This is a genomic window from Herbaspirillum sp. WTB6, assembly GCF_057457785.1.
In genome coordinates this window covers 2,109,595-2,124,833 of sequence record NZ_CP176522.1, presented here as the reverse complement: position 1 = coordinate 2,124,833, position 15,239 = coordinate 2,109,595, and the positions used below count along the sequence as shown (strand labels likewise).

General features: G+C 63.9%; 13 protein-coding genes. 11 read left to right on the top strand and 2 right to left on the bottom strand.

The window, feature by feature from the left end; translation table 11 throughout:
- Window positions 1-6: 6 nt before the first annotated feature.
- Window positions 7-1,623, top strand: coding sequence for a CHASE domain-containing protein (locus ACK2VC_RS09870; protein ID WP_486730172.1), 1,617 nt, complete (start codon window positions 7-9; stop codon window positions 1,621-1,623).
- 29 nt (window positions 1,624-1,652) lie between these two features.
- On the opposite strand, the gene ACK2VC_RS09865 is transcribed toward ACK2VC_RS09870, so the two are convergent.
- The gene (locus ACK2VC_RS09865; protein ID WP_486730171.1) at window positions 1,653-3,134 is read right to left on the bottom strand and encodes a GGDEF domain-containing protein; all 1,482 of its coding nucleotides are present in this window, start codon (window positions 3,132-3,134) and stop codon (window positions 1,653-1,655) included.
- Window positions 3,135-3,546: 412 nt separating this feature from the next.
- Here ACK2VC_RS09865 and ACK2VC_RS09860 point away from each other — a divergent pair, with 412 nt between their 5' ends.
- The 4 genes from ACK2VC_RS09860 to ACK2VC_RS09845 all read left to right on the top strand — a co-directional run bounded on the left by ACK2VC_RS09860 (window position 3,547) and on the right by ACK2VC_RS09845 (window position 6,272).
- Entirely contained in the window at window positions 3,547-4,140 is a 594-nt protein-coding gene (locus ACK2VC_RS09860; protein ID WP_486730170.1) for a hypothetical protein, read from the top strand.
- Between the two features lie 377 nt (window positions 4,141-4,517).
- Window positions 4,518-5,390: an acyl-CoA thioesterase gene (locus ACK2VC_RS09855; protein WP_486730169.1), complete on the top strand. Its 873-nt coding sequence runs from the start codon at window positions 4,518-4,520 to the stop codon at window positions 5,388-5,390.
- Between the two features lie 181 nt (window positions 5,391-5,571).
- Window positions 5,572-5,874 carry a type II toxin-antitoxin system HigB family toxin gene (locus ACK2VC_RS09850; protein WP_486730168.1) on the top strand — a complete coding sequence of 101 codons (303 nt, stop codon included), beginning with the start codon at window positions 5,572-5,574 and terminating at the stop codon, window positions 5,872-5,874.
- Between the two features lie 2 nt (window positions 5,875-5,876).
- Window positions 5,877-6,272, top strand: a complete 396-nt coding sequence (locus tag ACK2VC_RS09845) for a helix-turn-helix domain-containing protein (protein WP_486730167.1) — start codon at window positions 5,877-5,879, stop codon at window positions 6,270-6,272.
- A 78-nt stretch (window positions 6,273-6,350) separates the two neighbouring features.
- On the opposite strand, the gene ACK2VC_RS09840 is transcribed toward ACK2VC_RS09845, so the two are convergent.
- Window positions 6,351-8,396, bottom strand: a complete 2,046-nt coding sequence (locus ACK2VC_RS09840; protein WP_486730166.1) for a UvrD-helicase domain-containing protein — start codon at window positions 8,394-8,396, stop codon at window positions 6,351-6,353.
- A 357-nt stretch (window positions 8,397-8,753) separates the two neighbouring features.
- Between ACK2VC_RS09840 and ACK2VC_RS09835 the strand changes: the two genes are divergently transcribed.
- From ACK2VC_RS09835 to ACK2VC_RS09810, 6 genes are read left to right on the top strand one after another with little or no spacing between them, the layout of a single operon-like run.
- Window positions 8,754-9,221 (top strand): (2Fe-2S)-binding protein, encoded by a 468-nt coding sequence (locus ACK2VC_RS09835; RefSeq protein WP_486730165.1) that lies wholly within the window; start codon window positions 8,754-8,756, stop codon window positions 9,219-9,221.
- A gap of 31 nt (window positions 9,222-9,252) precedes the next feature.
- On the top strand, window positions 9,253-11,637 hold the full coding sequence (locus ACK2VC_RS09830) for a xanthine dehydrogenase family protein molybdopterin-binding subunit (protein WP_486730164.1): 2,385 nt from the start codon (window positions 9,253-9,255) through the stop codon (window positions 11,635-11,637).
- An 11-nt stretch (window positions 11,638-11,648) separates the two neighbouring features.
- Window positions 11,649-12,440 carry an FAD binding domain-containing protein gene (locus ACK2VC_RS09825; RefSeq protein ID WP_486730163.1) on the top strand — a complete coding sequence of 264 codons (792 nt, stop codon included), beginning with the start codon at window positions 11,649-11,651 and terminating at the stop codon, window positions 12,438-12,440.
- A 31-nt stretch (window positions 12,441-12,471) separates the two neighbouring features.
- Window positions 12,472-13,386 carry an AAA family ATPase gene (locus ACK2VC_RS09820; RefSeq protein WP_486733213.1) on the top strand — a complete coding sequence of 305 codons (915 nt, stop codon included), beginning with the start codon at window positions 12,472-12,474 and terminating at the stop codon, window positions 13,384-13,386.
- Between the two features lie 23 nt (window positions 13,387-13,409).
- Window positions 13,410-14,594, top strand: a complete 1,185-nt coding sequence (locus ACK2VC_RS09815; RefSeq protein ID WP_486730162.1) for a vWA domain-containing protein — start codon at window positions 13,410-13,412, stop codon at window positions 14,592-14,594.
- A 38-nt stretch (window positions 14,595-14,632) separates the two neighbouring features.
- Window positions 14,633-15,217, top strand: a complete 585-nt coding sequence (locus ACK2VC_RS09810) for an SRPBCC family protein (protein ID WP_486730161.1) — start codon at window positions 14,633-14,635, stop codon at window positions 15,215-15,217.
- The last annotated feature ends 22 nt before the right edge of the window (window positions 15,218-15,239 follow it).

The window sequence follows — 15,239 nt, the reverse complement described above, 5'->3', positions numbered from 1 at the left end:
TTCATCATGTACCGCCTGCCACGCCGCCTGCTGACGCCGCTGGTTCTTGCCGGCGCACTGGGGGTTACCTGGCTGCTGTGGCAGCATGAGCGTCAGAGCGTGGCACGCGATCAGCAGGCCACGCTCGATTTCGTACTGCGCGGCAACGTCAGCCGCATCCAGCAGGCGATGACGACCTACCAGCAGGTCCTGCGCGGCGTGCAGGGCTTGTTTGCCGCGTCCGGGCAGGTCGAGCCGGAGGCGTTTCGCGCCTACGTCGAGGCGCTGCGCCTGAATGCCGACTTTTCCGGCCTCGACGACGTCGGCCTCATCCCGCTCGTGCCGCAAGCCGGGCGCAGCGCACATGTGGCGGCGATGCGCCAGCGCGGCTGGGACAACTACCAGATCTGGCCGGAGGGCGAACGCGCGCTGTACGCACCGCTGAGCCAGATCGAGCCGACACCGTCGGGCCGGCTGGCACTGCTCGGCTTCGACGCCTGCACCGATCCGCTGCAGCGCCCGGCGATGGAACTGGCGCGCGACGCCGACGTGCCATCGATTACCGGCAAGCTCGGGCTGGGCTCCGGTCATGCCCCCCAACCCGGCTTCATCATGTATCTGCCGCTGTATCGCAAGGATGCGCCCCACGATACGCTGGCAACCCGGCGCGCCAACCTGACCGGCTGGGTTTCCGCGCCGTTTCGCATGCACAAACTGATGGCCAGCTTGTACGGCGCGCACCGGTACGGTACCCGCATCCGCATCTTCGACGGCATCGAGCTGTCACCGCAAAACCTGCTGTACACCTCAATCCAGCATGGCGAGGATGAAGACGCCGGCAGCGTCAAGCGGCTGGAATACCTCGAGGTCGCCGGCCGCACCTGGACGCTGGAGATCAGCATGCCAGCCGCCGGCGGCGCGCCGCTGGCCAGAAACCGCCCGCAGATGATCGCGCTGGCCGGCATCAGCTTGAGCCTGCTACTGGCGCTGCTAACCTGGGTTCTGGTCTCGGGCCGCGAACGCGCGTTCGCGCTGGCCAGCAACATGACGGCGGCGCTGCGCGCCAGCGAAGCGCGCTACCGCCATCTGGCGCAGCACGACACGCTGACCGACCTGCCGAACCTGCCGCTGTTCTCGGACCGCCTGCAGCAGGCGCTGATCCTGGCCGGGCGCAACCGGCAGCAACTGGCGGTGCTGTTTCTCGATCTCGACCAGTTCAAGTCGATCAACGACGAGCTGGGGCACCATGTCGGCAACCTGTTGCTGCAGGCAGTGGCCAAGCGCCTGCACGACTGCGTGCGCGCCTCCGATACCGTGGCGCGCATCGGCGGCGACGAATTCGTGCTGCTGTTGCCAGTCATCACCGGCTTGCCGGAAGCGCTGTCGCTGGCCCGGACGATCTGCGACAGACTCAGCCAGCCGTTCGAAATAGCCGACGGCCAAAGCCTCCAGGTTTCATCCAGCATCGGGGTGGCGGTCTATCCGGAGCACGGCAGCGACGGCGCACAGTTGATGAAGCATGCCGACCAGGCGATGTACGAGGCCAAGCGGCGCGGCCGCAACCAGGTCTGCTGGCATGGCATAGAGCCCGGCACCCGAATCGGCACACCGGACGCGCCGGCACAACCGGAGCGAACGGCGTGAGCGCAAACCGGGGTGGGTCCTGCGCGGGTTCAGTCGGTGGCCACGATGTCGGCCGTGTGCACCGAGGTCGCCACCGCGCTGCGATTCCTGCCGCCAGTCTTGGCGGCATATAACGCCTGGTCGGCGGCCTGCAGCAGCCCTGCGGCATCCAGTTCGCGCCCCAGCGTGTCGCCGCCGGCGACGCCGATGCTGACCGTGACGATCCCGTACTCGCTGGTCTGGTGCTCGATCCGCAGCGCGCGGACCGCGCGGTGAATCTTGGCTGCGAGCTGCAGCGCGCCGGCCGTATCGGTGGACGGCAGCACCACCACGAACTCTTCGCCGCCGAAACGGCCGGCGATATCGCCCGGGCGCCGGACGGCGCCGCCAATCGCTTGCGCGACCGCCGCCAGGACATCATCTCCGGCCTGGTGGCCATAGCTGTCGTTGAAATTCTTGAAGCGGTCGATATCGATGAACACCAGCGACAGCGGCGCGTCTGCGCGCCTAGCACGCTGCCATTCGTTCTCCAGCGCCTGATCCAGCGTGCGGCGGTTGTCCAGGCCGGTCAGGCCATCCTTGCGCGATAGCAGCAGCAACTCGTTCTGGATCTTCATCCGGTACCGGAACTGCTCGGCCAGCAGCCAGGCGGCGCCCAGCAAGGCGGCCGCCAGAAACAGGGCAAATGCGCCTATCGTCCATGCGCGCCGGGTCCAGGCGGCAAAGATGTCTTGCCGGGCTGGGGCGACGCTGATCAGCATCGGAATTTTTTCGAATTTGCGGGAAACGTACAGGCGTTGTTCCGCGTCCAGCGCGGCGCGGCCGAAGAACCAGCGCTCGCGCGCCTGCTTGAAGCGTTCGAAGTTCGAGGTCCCCTTCAGGTTGCTGCCAATGCGCGCGGCGCCATCCGGGTAACGCATGATGATCGTGCCATCCTCGTGAAACAGCGTGATCGCGCCATGCGGACCGAGCTTCAGGTCGGCCAGCAGATCGCGAAAATGGCTGATCCGAAGCGCGCCGACCGCCACCCCGGCAAACGAGCCATCGGCATGATTGACGCGCCGGCTGAAGGCAATACTCCATTCCTGGTTGCGCAGGCGCGACTGGTAGGGCGGACTGATGAACAGGCCGGCCGCAGGGTTGTCCCGGTGCACGGAAAACCACGAACGGTCGGCGAAATTGCCCTGGCGTGGCACCGGACTGGTCGAATCCACGGCGATGTCGCCACGTTCGTCGACGTAGAGCAGCGCACCCATGTATTTCCCGGCGCTGGCGGAGCGGTCGAACAACAGATGCTGCCGGTATGGCGGCGACAAACGCATGACTTCCGGATCCTGGACGCCGTCCACCACCGCCTGCAGCGACAGGTCGAACAGTTCAACCGTGCGCGCCACGTCGCGCTCGACAATCAGTGCCAGATTTCCCGCATTGTCGGCCGCGCGCGCGGCCGCATCGTGCCGCTCCTGCACCAGCATCGTCGCTACCAGCGCCAGCAATATCAGCGTAAATGCGCCGCAACCGGCCACGATCATGCCGGGATGCCGGACCAGGAATGACGCGAAACGCGCAAAGAATGTCAGCTTTTTCAGAATTTTTCCGTGTTTGCGGTGCCACGGCGATGACTTCGCAAACCGACGCGTGCGCATGCCATGAGGAAGGAATTGCCGGCAAGATACAACAATTGCCTGGCCAAGTCATCCCAAGGCGCTCCGATCAGCAACAGGCCCTGATTTTCTGAGCTTGAATCGTGGCTTGCGCGGACTGCGTCCAGCCTACTCGAGTGCATATCAAGCATGCCAAATGGATACGTGTTGGCAACTATGGAAATGACCGTACTGGAACTTTTCCCCACGGCATGGGTTCGTATAGAGCCTGTGATCGTGCACGATTGCTTTTTCCAATCGGGGACCGGCAACCATCCGGTCTTTTTACATAGGAGTATTCATGGAACTCATCCGCCTAGGGGTGGTGTACCTTCATCTAGTCGCTTGCTGTATTGCCATCGGTCTGATTCTGACCAGCGACCTGAAAATGATCAAGCAACTGGCCGCCAGAGAGAGTGCCGAACACCATGATCCCGCGCATCTCGACTCATTGCAATCGACGATTTCCAGTGCCTTGATTGCGCTGTGGATTACCGGTGCCGCCATTATCTGGCTTGACGCTTCGACCAAGGGCTTGTCCTATTTCTACAATCCGAAATTGCAAGCCAAAATCGGGATGGTGATCCTGGTAACACTCAATGGTTATCTGCTGCACTCGGCCGTAATGCCAGCAATCAAAAAAGCCGGCTCGCTGCTGGACTTGAAGTTCAACCAGCGGATGCTGGCCATATTCTGCGGCGTCGTATCCGGTGTGTCCTGGCTGTATGCCGCGATGCTGGGAGTCGGTCGACCGCTGGCCTGGAAGTACTCGCTGGTGCAATTGCTGGCAGCGTATCCGTTTCTCATCGCCAGCGGAGTCACCTCGATGCTGGCATTCACGATCTGGGCCAATAACCGGGATCGCGCCGGTGCCGGGGACGTTGCACAAATCTAGTTGTTGAGCGTAACAATTCCCGTATCAAGATAGCCCTGCGGGCCTGACACCAGCTTCGGGCACTGCAAGGCTGTATCGTCTTTGCACCGCGACCCATGCATGCTTTCTGACCACGTGCCTTGCGTGCGCCAGACTCCGTCGAAACGCCATGCAACCGCGCCTGCAACAAGAGCGTCCGTCCAATCGACTGCAAACCCAAAACTCGAATAGTATTAAGGGGTTTTTAGGTACGAACGTGCTTTTCCACCTTCCCAAAGAAAACTGGCAATCGCGCAACCGCCGGGAGGCGGTCACAGGTTCACCGCGGGCAACGCCGGGCCAGCCGTGTTTTGTCTTAACCAAACTCTTTTGAAATGGCCATTTTCGGGCTAACCACGATGCCGGACGACACCCTCTTCAACACCGAACAAGTCTTGAATTTGCTGCAACTGGAGACGATCGACACTGACCGCTTCCGCGGCCAGAGCCATTTCATGGGCAGCCCGAACGTGTTTGGCGGCCAAGTGCTGGGACAGGCATTGCAGGCGGCGACGCAAACCGTGACGGGCCAGGCGCCGCAGCGGCGCGTGCATTCGCTGCACTCGCTGTTCATCCTGGCGGGCAACCACCGCTTGCCGATCGAATATGAAGTCGAACGGGTGCGCGACGGCGGCTCGTTCTCGACCCGGCGCGTGGTCGCCAACCAGGAAGGGCGGCGGATTTTCGTGATGTCCGCCTCGTTCCAGCAGGAGGAAGATGGCTTGTCGCACCAGAAGGACGCGCCGCCGGCCGCCGACCCCGAGAGTCTGCCATCGAGTGTCGCAGCCTGGAAAGAGCGCGGCAAGGACGGCCGGCTGTTCCAGCCGGTGCCGGTCGATTTCCGTGCCGATCATGCGGGCGACATCTATGACAGCCACAACGGCAAGCCGAGCAAGCAAGTGTGGGTGCGCGCACCGATGGGGTTGCCCGACGAGCGCTTGACGCATGAATCGCTGTTTGCCTACGTTTCCGACTACGGCCTGCTCTGGACCGCGCTGCAGCCGCACGGCATCCGCATGGGCGACCCGCGCCTGCAAATCGCCAGCCTCGACCACACGATCTGGTTCCACCGGCCGTTCCGCATGGACGAATGGCTGCTGTTCGCGATGGACAGCCCGAACGCCTCCGGCGGCCGCGGGCTGAGCCTGGCGCATGTGTACAACCGGCGCGGCGAGTTGGTGGCGACGCTGGCGCAGGAAGGTTTGATCCGGCTGCGGGAAAGATTGGCCTGAGCGGCGCAGGCCGTATTGGGTTTGTGGGCACTCAGCAGAAGCGCGACAGATAAAAAATATCCCAGAGATCCCGAATAAGGGACACCAGACAGTGATTGCCCCGCAATCCTGCAGGGAAAACCAATTTTGGCCGCATTTTCCGGAATTGCTATAGTCCCATATTGGGACTATGATGCAAGACATGAGAGTCATCGCGAAAAAACGTTTGCTGGAATATTGGGGCAAGCACCCCGACGCGGAGCAGCCATTGAAAGCCTGGTACGACGAAGCAGTGAAGGCACAATGGAAGACATTCCAAGACATCAAGAAACGCTATCCCAGCGCGAGTTTCCTTTCCAATAACAGAGTGGTATTCAATATCAAGGGTAACGACCACCGACTGATTGTGGCCGTGGCCCACCGGCTGGGCGTGGTCTATATCAAGTTTGTCGGCACCCATCAGGAGTACAACAGGATCGATGCCGCCACTATTGAAAAGGAGTGAAGATGAAACTGAAATCCGAACTGAAACCGGCATTGAAACCTATCCGTACCAAAGTCGAATACGAAGCCGCGCTGCGCGAAGTCGCCGCTTATTTCGATAACGAACCGGCACCCGGCACGGCGGACGACGATCGCTTCGAAATTCTGGTCATGCTGATCGAAAACTACGAAGCACAGCACTACGAAATCCTGCCGCCCGATCCGATTGAGGCGATTAAATTCCGCATGGAACAGGCGGGCCTAACGCCCAAGGATCTGGAACCGATGATAGGCCGCACCAATCGCGTATATGAGGTATTGACCCGCAAACGCCCGCTTACGCTGGCAATGATCCGGCGTTTGCATGCCGGGCTGGGCATTCCCGCAGAGAGCTTGATCGCCGATGTGGCGTCCGTATAATTTCTGAAAGCCGAATAGCTTGGAGACGGAACCGAGCCGCTTCTTGATATTAAACCGTGACCAGGGTTTTCTCTGACATCAAGCCGCGTTCGACTTGGCCAGCAGCGCCTTCAAATTCGCCAGCCGATTTTGCGGCGTGATCGCTTCCGCTTCAGTCGGCACCGCATCGCCCTCGTCCAGCTTCATTTCCTTGATGAAGCGCGACACGTCGCACTGCACGCTCTCTCGCGCGCGCTTGCGCTTCTTGCACCAGGACACGTGCAGCGTGCGCTGGGCGCGCGTGATGCCGACGTACATCAGGCGCCGTTCTTCCTCGATGCGGGCGGCGAGCGTCTCCACCGGCGCATCGGGGTCGCCCTTGTGCGGCAGGATGCCTTCCTCGACCCCGACCAGGAATACGTGCGGAAATTCCAGCCCCTTCGACGCGTGCAGCGTCGATAGGCGCACGGCGTCCGGCTCTTCGTCGCGGCCGTCGAGCATGGTCATCAGCGCCACCATCTGCGTCAGGTCCAGGAGGCTTTTTTCGGCATCGGCGCCATCCTTGCCGCCGCTGCTCTTTTCCTTCAGCCAGGTGGTGAAGTCGAGTACGTTCTGCCACTTGTTTTGCGCGGCGCGCTCGTCGAAGGTGTTGTACAGATAAGCCTCGTACTCGATTTCCTTCATCATGTCGTCCAGCAGCCGTGCCGCGTGGCCCTCGCGGTGCGCGTGCGCTTCGAGCTGGTTGATGAAGTCGCCGAACTGGCGCAGCGGCATCAGTTGGCGCTCGGACAGGATCGCCTCGACGCCGCCCTTGTACATCGCTTCGAACAGCGAACATTGCCACTGGCCGGCGTAGGCGCCGAGCGCCTCCAGCGTCGCTTGGCCGACGCCGCGCTTGGGCGTGGTGACGGCGCGGATGAAGGCCGGGTCGTCGTCCTGATTGGCGATCAGGCGCAGGTAGCTGATGATGTCCTTGATCTCGGCGCGGTCGAAGAAGCTCTGGCCGCCCGACATGGTGTACGGTATCCGCTCGCGCCGCAGCGCCTTTTCGATCACCCGCGCCTGGTGGTTGCCGCGGTACAGAATCGCGTAGTCGGAAAACTTGGCGCGCCGCTCGAAGCGATGCGCCGACAGCATGATCGCCACCTGGTCGGCTTCAGCCTCGTCGTCTTCCATCGCCAGCACCTTGATCGGATCGCCCAGGCCGTGCTCCGACCATAGCGACTTCTCGAACAGCTTCGGGTTGTTGCCGATCACGGCATTCGCGGCCTGCAGGATGCGCGTGGTGGAGCGGTAGTTCTGCTCCAGCTTGATCACCTTCAGGTCGGGAAAATCGACCTGAAGGGTCTTCAGGTTTTCGATGGTGGCGCCGCGCCAGGCATAGATCGCCTGGTCGTCGTCGCCCACCGCGGTGAACAGCGGTTTCTTGCCGATGCCGGTCACCAAGAGTTTCACCAATTCGTACTGGCAGGTGTTGGTGTCCTGGTATTCGTCCACCAAGAGGTAGCGCAGCCGGCGCTGCCACTTGTCGCGCACTTCGTCGTGGGCGCGGAACAACTCCACCGGCAGCCGGATCAGGTCGTCGAAATCGACCGCCTGGTAGGCGGACAGCGTTGCCACATAGCTGCGGTAGATGCGCGCCGCCTGCGCTTCGTCTTCGTCCAGCGCGTTCTTGAGCGCGGTATCGGGGTCCTGCATCGCATTTTTCCATAGCGACATCGCGTTCTGGATGCGGCGGATCAACTGCTTGTCGGTGGTCGCCGCCAGATCCTGCACCAGCGCGAAACAATCGTCGCTGTCCAGGATCGAGAAGCGGTCCTTCAAACCCAGGTGTTTCGCTTCCTGGCGCAGGATTTTCACGCCCAGCGAGTGGAAGGTCGAGATCGTCAAATGCTTGGCCTGCTTCGGCTCGACCAGCAGCTTGGCGATGCGTTCCTGCATTTCGCTCGCGGCCTTGTTGGTGAAGGTCAGCGCCGCAATGTTTTTGGGGTCATAACCGCAATTTTCGATCAGGTGCGCGATCTTTTGCGTGATCACGCGGGTCTTGCCGGAACCGGCGCCGGCCAGCACCAGGCAGGGACCGTCTAGGTATTTGACTGCTTCGCGCTGCGGGGTATTCAGACCAGACTGCGGAGGATGTGACATGCGGAAATGAAGGGCGAGACCGGGCGCGCCATTGTAGCAGTGCATATACTCCACATAATTGCCACCAATTATCGCCATTAAATATCACTTTTTTGAATATACCCCTGCAATCATCGCGTAATGCCAGCCGCGACTGCGCAGGTTTGATTTGCCTGGACCTCACGCCATTTATTTAAGTGGCGTCAACCGATGCATTTTCTTTCCGATCGGCAACTAGTTACATATGTATACCCATGTATATCCGGCTCTTGATTCGCTCAATCTGCAGATTGGCGCGCCAAAACTTGACTCTTTTGTTTGAATCCTGTAAAGCCTAAAAACAGGCTGGATTGACAACAAAAGACAGGAGACAAGCACATGCAAGTTCAACTGACGGTCAATGGCAAATCCTCCACCCTTGACCTCCCTCCGAATACGCTGCTGGTCCAGGCGTTGCGCGAACACCTGAATCTGACCGGCACCCACGTCGGCTGCGACACTGCCCAGTGCGGCGCCTGCACCGTGATCATGAACGGGCACGCGGTCAAGTCGTGCAACCTGCTGGCAGCCCAGGCCAGCGGCGCCGAGATCACCACCATCGAAGGCCTGGCGCAACCGGACGGCACGCTGCATCCGATGCAGGCGGCGTTCAAGGAATGCCACGGGCTGCAGTGCGGCTTTTGCACCACCGGCATGGTGATGAGCGCGATCGACCTGTGCCAGCAGAACCCGCACGCCTCCGAAGCCGAGATCCGCGAACTGCTGGAAGGCAACATCTGCCGCTGCACCGGCTACCAGAACATCGTCAAGGCAGTGCAGCAAGGCGCTGCCGCCATGACTGCCTGATTCATCGCCAAACCTCCAAAGGAGTACAAGCATGGGTGCAAGTAACTTTGCCGGCCTGCCGCATATTGGCGAGGCCGTCCGCCGTAAAGAAGACTACCGCTTCCTGACCGGGGGCGGCCAGTACACCGACGATGTGAATCTGGCCAACCAGCGCTACGCGGTATTCGTGCGCTCGCCGTATGCGCACGCCGTCATCAAGAGCATCGACGTCAGCCGCGCCGAAGCGATGCCGGGCGTCGCCAAGGTATTCACCGGCAAGGACGTGGAAGGCAAGATGGGCGGCCTGCCCTGCGGCTGGCTGATCACCAGCACCGACGGCACGCCGATGAAGGAACCGCCGCATCCGATCCTGGCCCAGGGCAAGGTGCGCTACGTCGGCGACCACGTGGCGATGGTGGTGGCCGATACGCTGGAGCAGGCGAAGAACGCTGCCGAGGCGGTGGAGGTCGACTACGATGCGCTGCCGGCGGTGGTCGATGTGCGCGACGCCGCCAAGGGCAGCGCGCTGCACGAGGTGGCGCCCGACAACCATTGCTACAAGTGGGTGCTGGGCGACAAGGCGCAAGTCGATGCCGCTTTTGCCGGCGCCGCCCACGTGACCAAACTCGATCTCGTCAACAACCGGCTGATTCCGAACGCGATGGAGCCGCGCGCCGCGATCGGCTCCTACAATCGCGCCAGCGACGAATACACGCTGTACGTTTCCAACCAGAACCCGCACGTCGAGCGCCTCTTGATGACCGCCTTCGTGCTCGGCCTGCCCGAGCACAAGGTGCGCGTGATCGCGCCCGACGTCGGCGGCGGCTTCGGCTCCAAGATCTACCTGTATGCCGAAGACGTGTGCCTGACCTGGGCCGCCAAGCAGTTGAACTGCGCGATCAAGTGGACCGCCGAGCGCAACGAGAGCTTCGTCAGTGACGCGCATGGCCGCGACCACGTCAGCCACGCCGAAATGGCGATGGACAAGGATGGCAAGTTCCTGGCGATGCGAGTGCACACCGACGCCAACCTCGGCGCCTACCTGTCCACCTTCTCGACCGCGATCCCTACCATCCTGTACGGCACGCTGCTGGCCGGCCAGTACGCGACGCCGCAGATCTACGTCGAGGTCGACGCCTGGTTCACCAACACCGCGCCGGTCGACGCCTACCGCGGCGCCGGCCGCCCTGAGGCTACCTATCTGGTGGAGCGGCTGGTGACCCGTTGCGGCTGGGAGCTGGGGCTGTCGCAGGATGAAATCCGCAAGCGCAACTTCATCACCCAGTTCCCGCACCAGACGCCGGTGGCGCTGCAGTACGACGTCGGCGACTACCATGCCTGCATGAACCAGGCGCAGGAGCTGGCCGACGTCGCCGGCTTCGACGCCCGGCGCAAGGAAAGCGAAGCCAAGGGCCTGCTGCGCGGGATCGGCTATTCGAGCTACATCGAAGCCTGCGGGCTGGCGCCGTCCAACATCGCTGGCGCGCTGGGGGCGCGCGCCGGCCTGTTCGAGTGCGGCGAGGTACGCGTGCATCCGACCGGCAGCGTGACGGTGTTTACCGGCTCGCACAGCCACGGCCAGGGGCATGAAACCACCTTTGCGCAGGTGGTGGCGGCGCGCCTCGGCATCGCGGTCGACGCGGTGGACGTGGTGCACGGCGACACCGGCCGCGTGCCGTTCGGCATGGGCACCTACGGCTCGCGCTCGCTGTCGGTCGGCGGCGCCGCCATCATGAAGGCGCTCGACAAGATCGAGGCCAAGGCCAAGAAGATCGCGGCGCACCTGATGGAAGCCTCCGACGCCGACGTCGAGTTCGCCAACGGCGAATTCACCGTCAAGGGCACCGACAAGAAAGTCACCTTCGGCCAGGTGGCGCTGACCGCCTACGTGCCGCACAACTACCCGCTCGACAAGCTGGAGCCGGGGCTGAACGAAACCGCATTCTACGATCCGACCAATTTCACCTACCCGGCCGGCACCTACATCTGCGAAGTCGAGATCGATCCGGCCACCGGCACCACCCGTGTCGACCGCTTTTCCGCGGTGGATGACTTCGGCGTGATCGTCAACCCGATGATCGTCGAAGGCCAGGTGCACGGCGGCATCGCGCAGGGTATCGGCCAGGCGCTCTTGGAACGCTGCGTGTACGACCGCGAAAGCGGCCAGTTGCTGACCGGCAGCTTCATGGATTACGCGATGCCGCGCGCCGACGATTTCCCCGAGTTCAAGCTGGGCCATGTGTGCACGCCCTGCACCCACAACCCGCTCGGTTCCAAGGGCTGCGGCGAGGCGGGCGCGATCGGCTCGCCGCCGGCCGTGATCAACGCCGTGCTCGACGCGCTGCACGCGGTCGGCGTGCAGGAGTTCGACATGCCCGCTTCGCCCGGCCGCGTGTGGGAAGCCATCCAGTCTGCCAAGCAATCCGCACAAGCCTAAGGAGAGCCATCATGTATGCATTCACACTGGAGCGCCCCGCCACCACCGCGGAAGCCGCCAAACTGGCCGCCGCTGGCGCCAAGGTGCTGGCCGGCGGGCAAACCCTGCTGGCGTCGATGAAGCTGCGCCTGTCCGATCCCGGCCAACTGGTCGATCTGGCCAACATCAAGGAACTGGCCGGCATCCGGCGCGACGGCAACGCCTTCGTGATCGGCGCCATGACGCGCCATGCCGAGGTTGCCGCCAACACCGAACTGAAGGCCGCGCTACCGGCGCTGGCCGAGCTGGCCGCGCACATCGGGGACCGCCAGGTGCGCGCGATGGGCACGCTGGGCGGCTCGGTGGCCAACAACGATCCGGCGGCCGATTACCCGGCAGCGGTGCTGGGACTGAACGCCACGGTGCACACCACGCAGCGCCAGATCGCCGCCGACGACTTCTTCCAGGGCATGTTCACCACCGCCTTGCAGGATGGCGAGCTGATCACGGCCATCAGCTTCCCGATCCCGCGGCGCGCGGCCTACATGAAGTTCCGGCAGCCGGCGTCGCGCTTCGCGCTGGTGGGCGTGTTCGTGGCGCAAACCGACGCCGGCGTGCGCGTGGCGGTAACCGGCGCCGGCAACGGCGTGTTCCGCCACCAGGGTTTGGAGAACGCGCTGACCGGGAGCTTCACGCCCGCGGCGGCGGCCGCCGTTCGCATCGACGCCGCAGACCTGAATGGCGACATCCACGCCAGCGCGGCCTACCGTGCCAACCTGATCAGCGTGCAGACGCAGCGCGCGGTGGCCCAGGCGCTAGGCTAGATACACCGTGTTTGCCACGATCGATGCGCTGATGCTGGCCCTGGAGGAGGCCGGCTACTATGCCGACCGCCGGCTGGCCACCGCGGTATTCCTGGCGCTGCGCCTGCAGCGCCCGCTGCTGCTGGAAGGCGAGCCGGGCGTCGGCAAGACCGAGTTGGCGAAGGCGCTGGCGACCGCGCTGCAACGGGTGCTGATTCGCCTGCAGTGCTACGACGGGATGGAGCAGCGCGAAGCCCTGTACGAGTGGAATTACGCGGCCCAGTTGCTGCACATGCGGGCCGCCGAATTGCGCCGTGAAGGCCTGGGCAATAGCGAGCAGATCGAGCGCGAGGTCTACCAGGACCGCTACCTGATCCACCGGCCGCTGCTGCAGGCGCTGCAGACGCCGGCGCCGGGAGCGGTGTTGCTGATCGACGAGGTCGACCGCGCCGACGAACCGTTCGAGGCCTTCCTGCTGGAATACCTGGGCGAGTACCAGGTCAGCATTCCCGAGATCGGCACGGTGCGCGCCGCCAGCACGCCAGTCACGATCCTGACCAGCAACCGCACGCGCGAGCTGCACGACGCGGTCAAGCGCCGCTGCCTGTATCACTGGCTCGACTACCCGGAACGCGAGCGCGAACTGGTGATCGTGCGCGCCCAGGTGCCGCTGGCCAGCGCCGCGCTGTCGGCGCAAGTCGCCGAATTCATCGGCCGCTTGCGCAGCGCGCCCTTTGCCAGCGCTTTCCAGCGCGCGCCGGGGATTGCCGAAAGCGTCGAGTGGGCCAAGGCGCTGGTTGCGCTCGACACGCTGGCGCTCGATCCGGAAGTGGTGTTCGACACTGCCGGCATCCTGTTCAAGCAGCGCGAAGATGTGGCAGCCTTGACGCGCGACATGGCGGCCGAGTTGCTGCAGCCCGCAGACACCCCCGCTCCTGCGCCCACACCCGCGCCCGCAGCCGCCTGAGGCCACCCGGGCGAGGAAATCCCATGCTGCTCGGCGACGCCCGTTCCGGCAAACTGGCCGACAATATCACCGGCTTTGGCCGCGCCCTGCGGCGCGCCGGTGTACGGGTCGACAGCTCGCGCATTGCGCTGGCCGAAGAGGCGGCGCTGGCGGTCGGGGTCGACGCCAGGCAGGATTTGAGCGCCGCGCTGGAGGCGGTGATGATCAGCCGCGAACAGGACCGGCTGGTATTTCGCGAGCTGTTCGACGCCTACTTCCGCGATCCCGACATCGCCAGGAAACTGCTGGCGCAACTGCTGCCCAGCGCCGAAGGCCGGGCCGAGCCCAGCAAGCGCCGCCCGCGCGTGCGCGAGGCGCTGGCGCCGCAAAAAGCCTATGGCCAGCAGGCCAGGCCGGCACCGCAAGACCAGAAATTGGAATTCGACGCTGCCATGACCGCCAGCGACCTGCAGCGCCTGAAACACGCCGACTTCAACGCACTGTCTGGCAAGGAATACCTGCTGGTGGAGCGGCTGGCGCGCGACGTGCGGCTGCCGCTGCCACAGTTCGCCGCGCGCCGTACCTATCCGGCCGCTGCCGGCGCGCGCCTGCACTGGCCCGGCGTCATGCAGCGGGCCTCACGCACCGGTGGCGAACTGCTGGACCTGCCGCGCCTGCAGCGGCGCGAACAACCGCTGCCGCTGCTGGTGCTGGTGGATGTGTCCGGTTCGATGGAACGCTACGCGCGCCTGCTGCTGGCCTTCCTGCATGCCGCCACCCGGCGCCATCCACGGCGCGACGTGTTTGCCTTCGGCACCCAGTTGACCGATCTGACGCCGGCGTTCCGGATCGCCGATACCGACCAGATGCTGGCCGTGGCCGGCGCCGCGATCGAAGACTTTGCCGGCGGCACCCGGCTCGGGTCGTCCCTGGCCAGCCTGCGCTTGCTGCATGCGCGGCGGCTGGTCGGGCGCCGCACGCTGGTGCTGATCATCACCGATGGTCTCGACACCGGCGAGCCGCAAGATTTGATGCAGGAGCTGGCCTGGCTGCGCCGCGCCAGCCGCCGGCTGCTGTGGCTCAATCCGCTGCTGCGCTTTGATGGCTACACGCCCAGCGCGCGCGGCGCCGCCGTGCTGCACGCGCAGGCGCATGGCATGCTGGCGGTGCACAATCTGGAAAAGCTGGAAGACCTGGCGGCCAGCCTGGCGGCGCTGCTGAAGCGCTGAACGGTGCACAATCAAACCTGGAGAGCGAGGAGAACACAATGGAGATGCAGGCAAACCGGCAACTGGCGGTCACGCAACAACAAGCCTGGGACGCGTTGAACGATCCCGTGGTGCTCAAGACCTGCATTCCGGGCTGCGACAAGGTCGAAGCCAGCGGCGACAACCAGTACGCGATCGGCCTGGCGCTGAAGATCGGCCCGGTCGCGGCCAAGTTCAACGGCAAGATCACGCTTTCCGACATCCAGCCGCCGAACAGCTACAACATCGCGTTTGAGGGACAGGGCGGGCCGGCCGGGTTTGGCAAGGGCAATGCCCAGGTCACGCTGACGGCCAACGATGCCGGCTGCGACCTGGCTTATACCGTGCATGCCTCGGTCGGCGGCAAGGTAGCGCAGCTCGGGCAGCGCCTGATCGATGGCGCCGCCAAATCGATGGCGGAAGATTTTTTCAAGCGCTTCGACGAGGAAATGCAGCGCCGCTTCCCGCAAGCGTATGCGGCCCGGGCAGCGGAAGCGGCAGTTACCACGGAGGCGGCGGCTGCCGCCGGCGCCGGGATTCCAGCCTGGGCCTGGGTCGCGGGCGCGGTGGTGCTGGTGGCGGCCCTGATCTGGTGGCTGCGCTAGGGTGTCGGCGGCGACAGACACG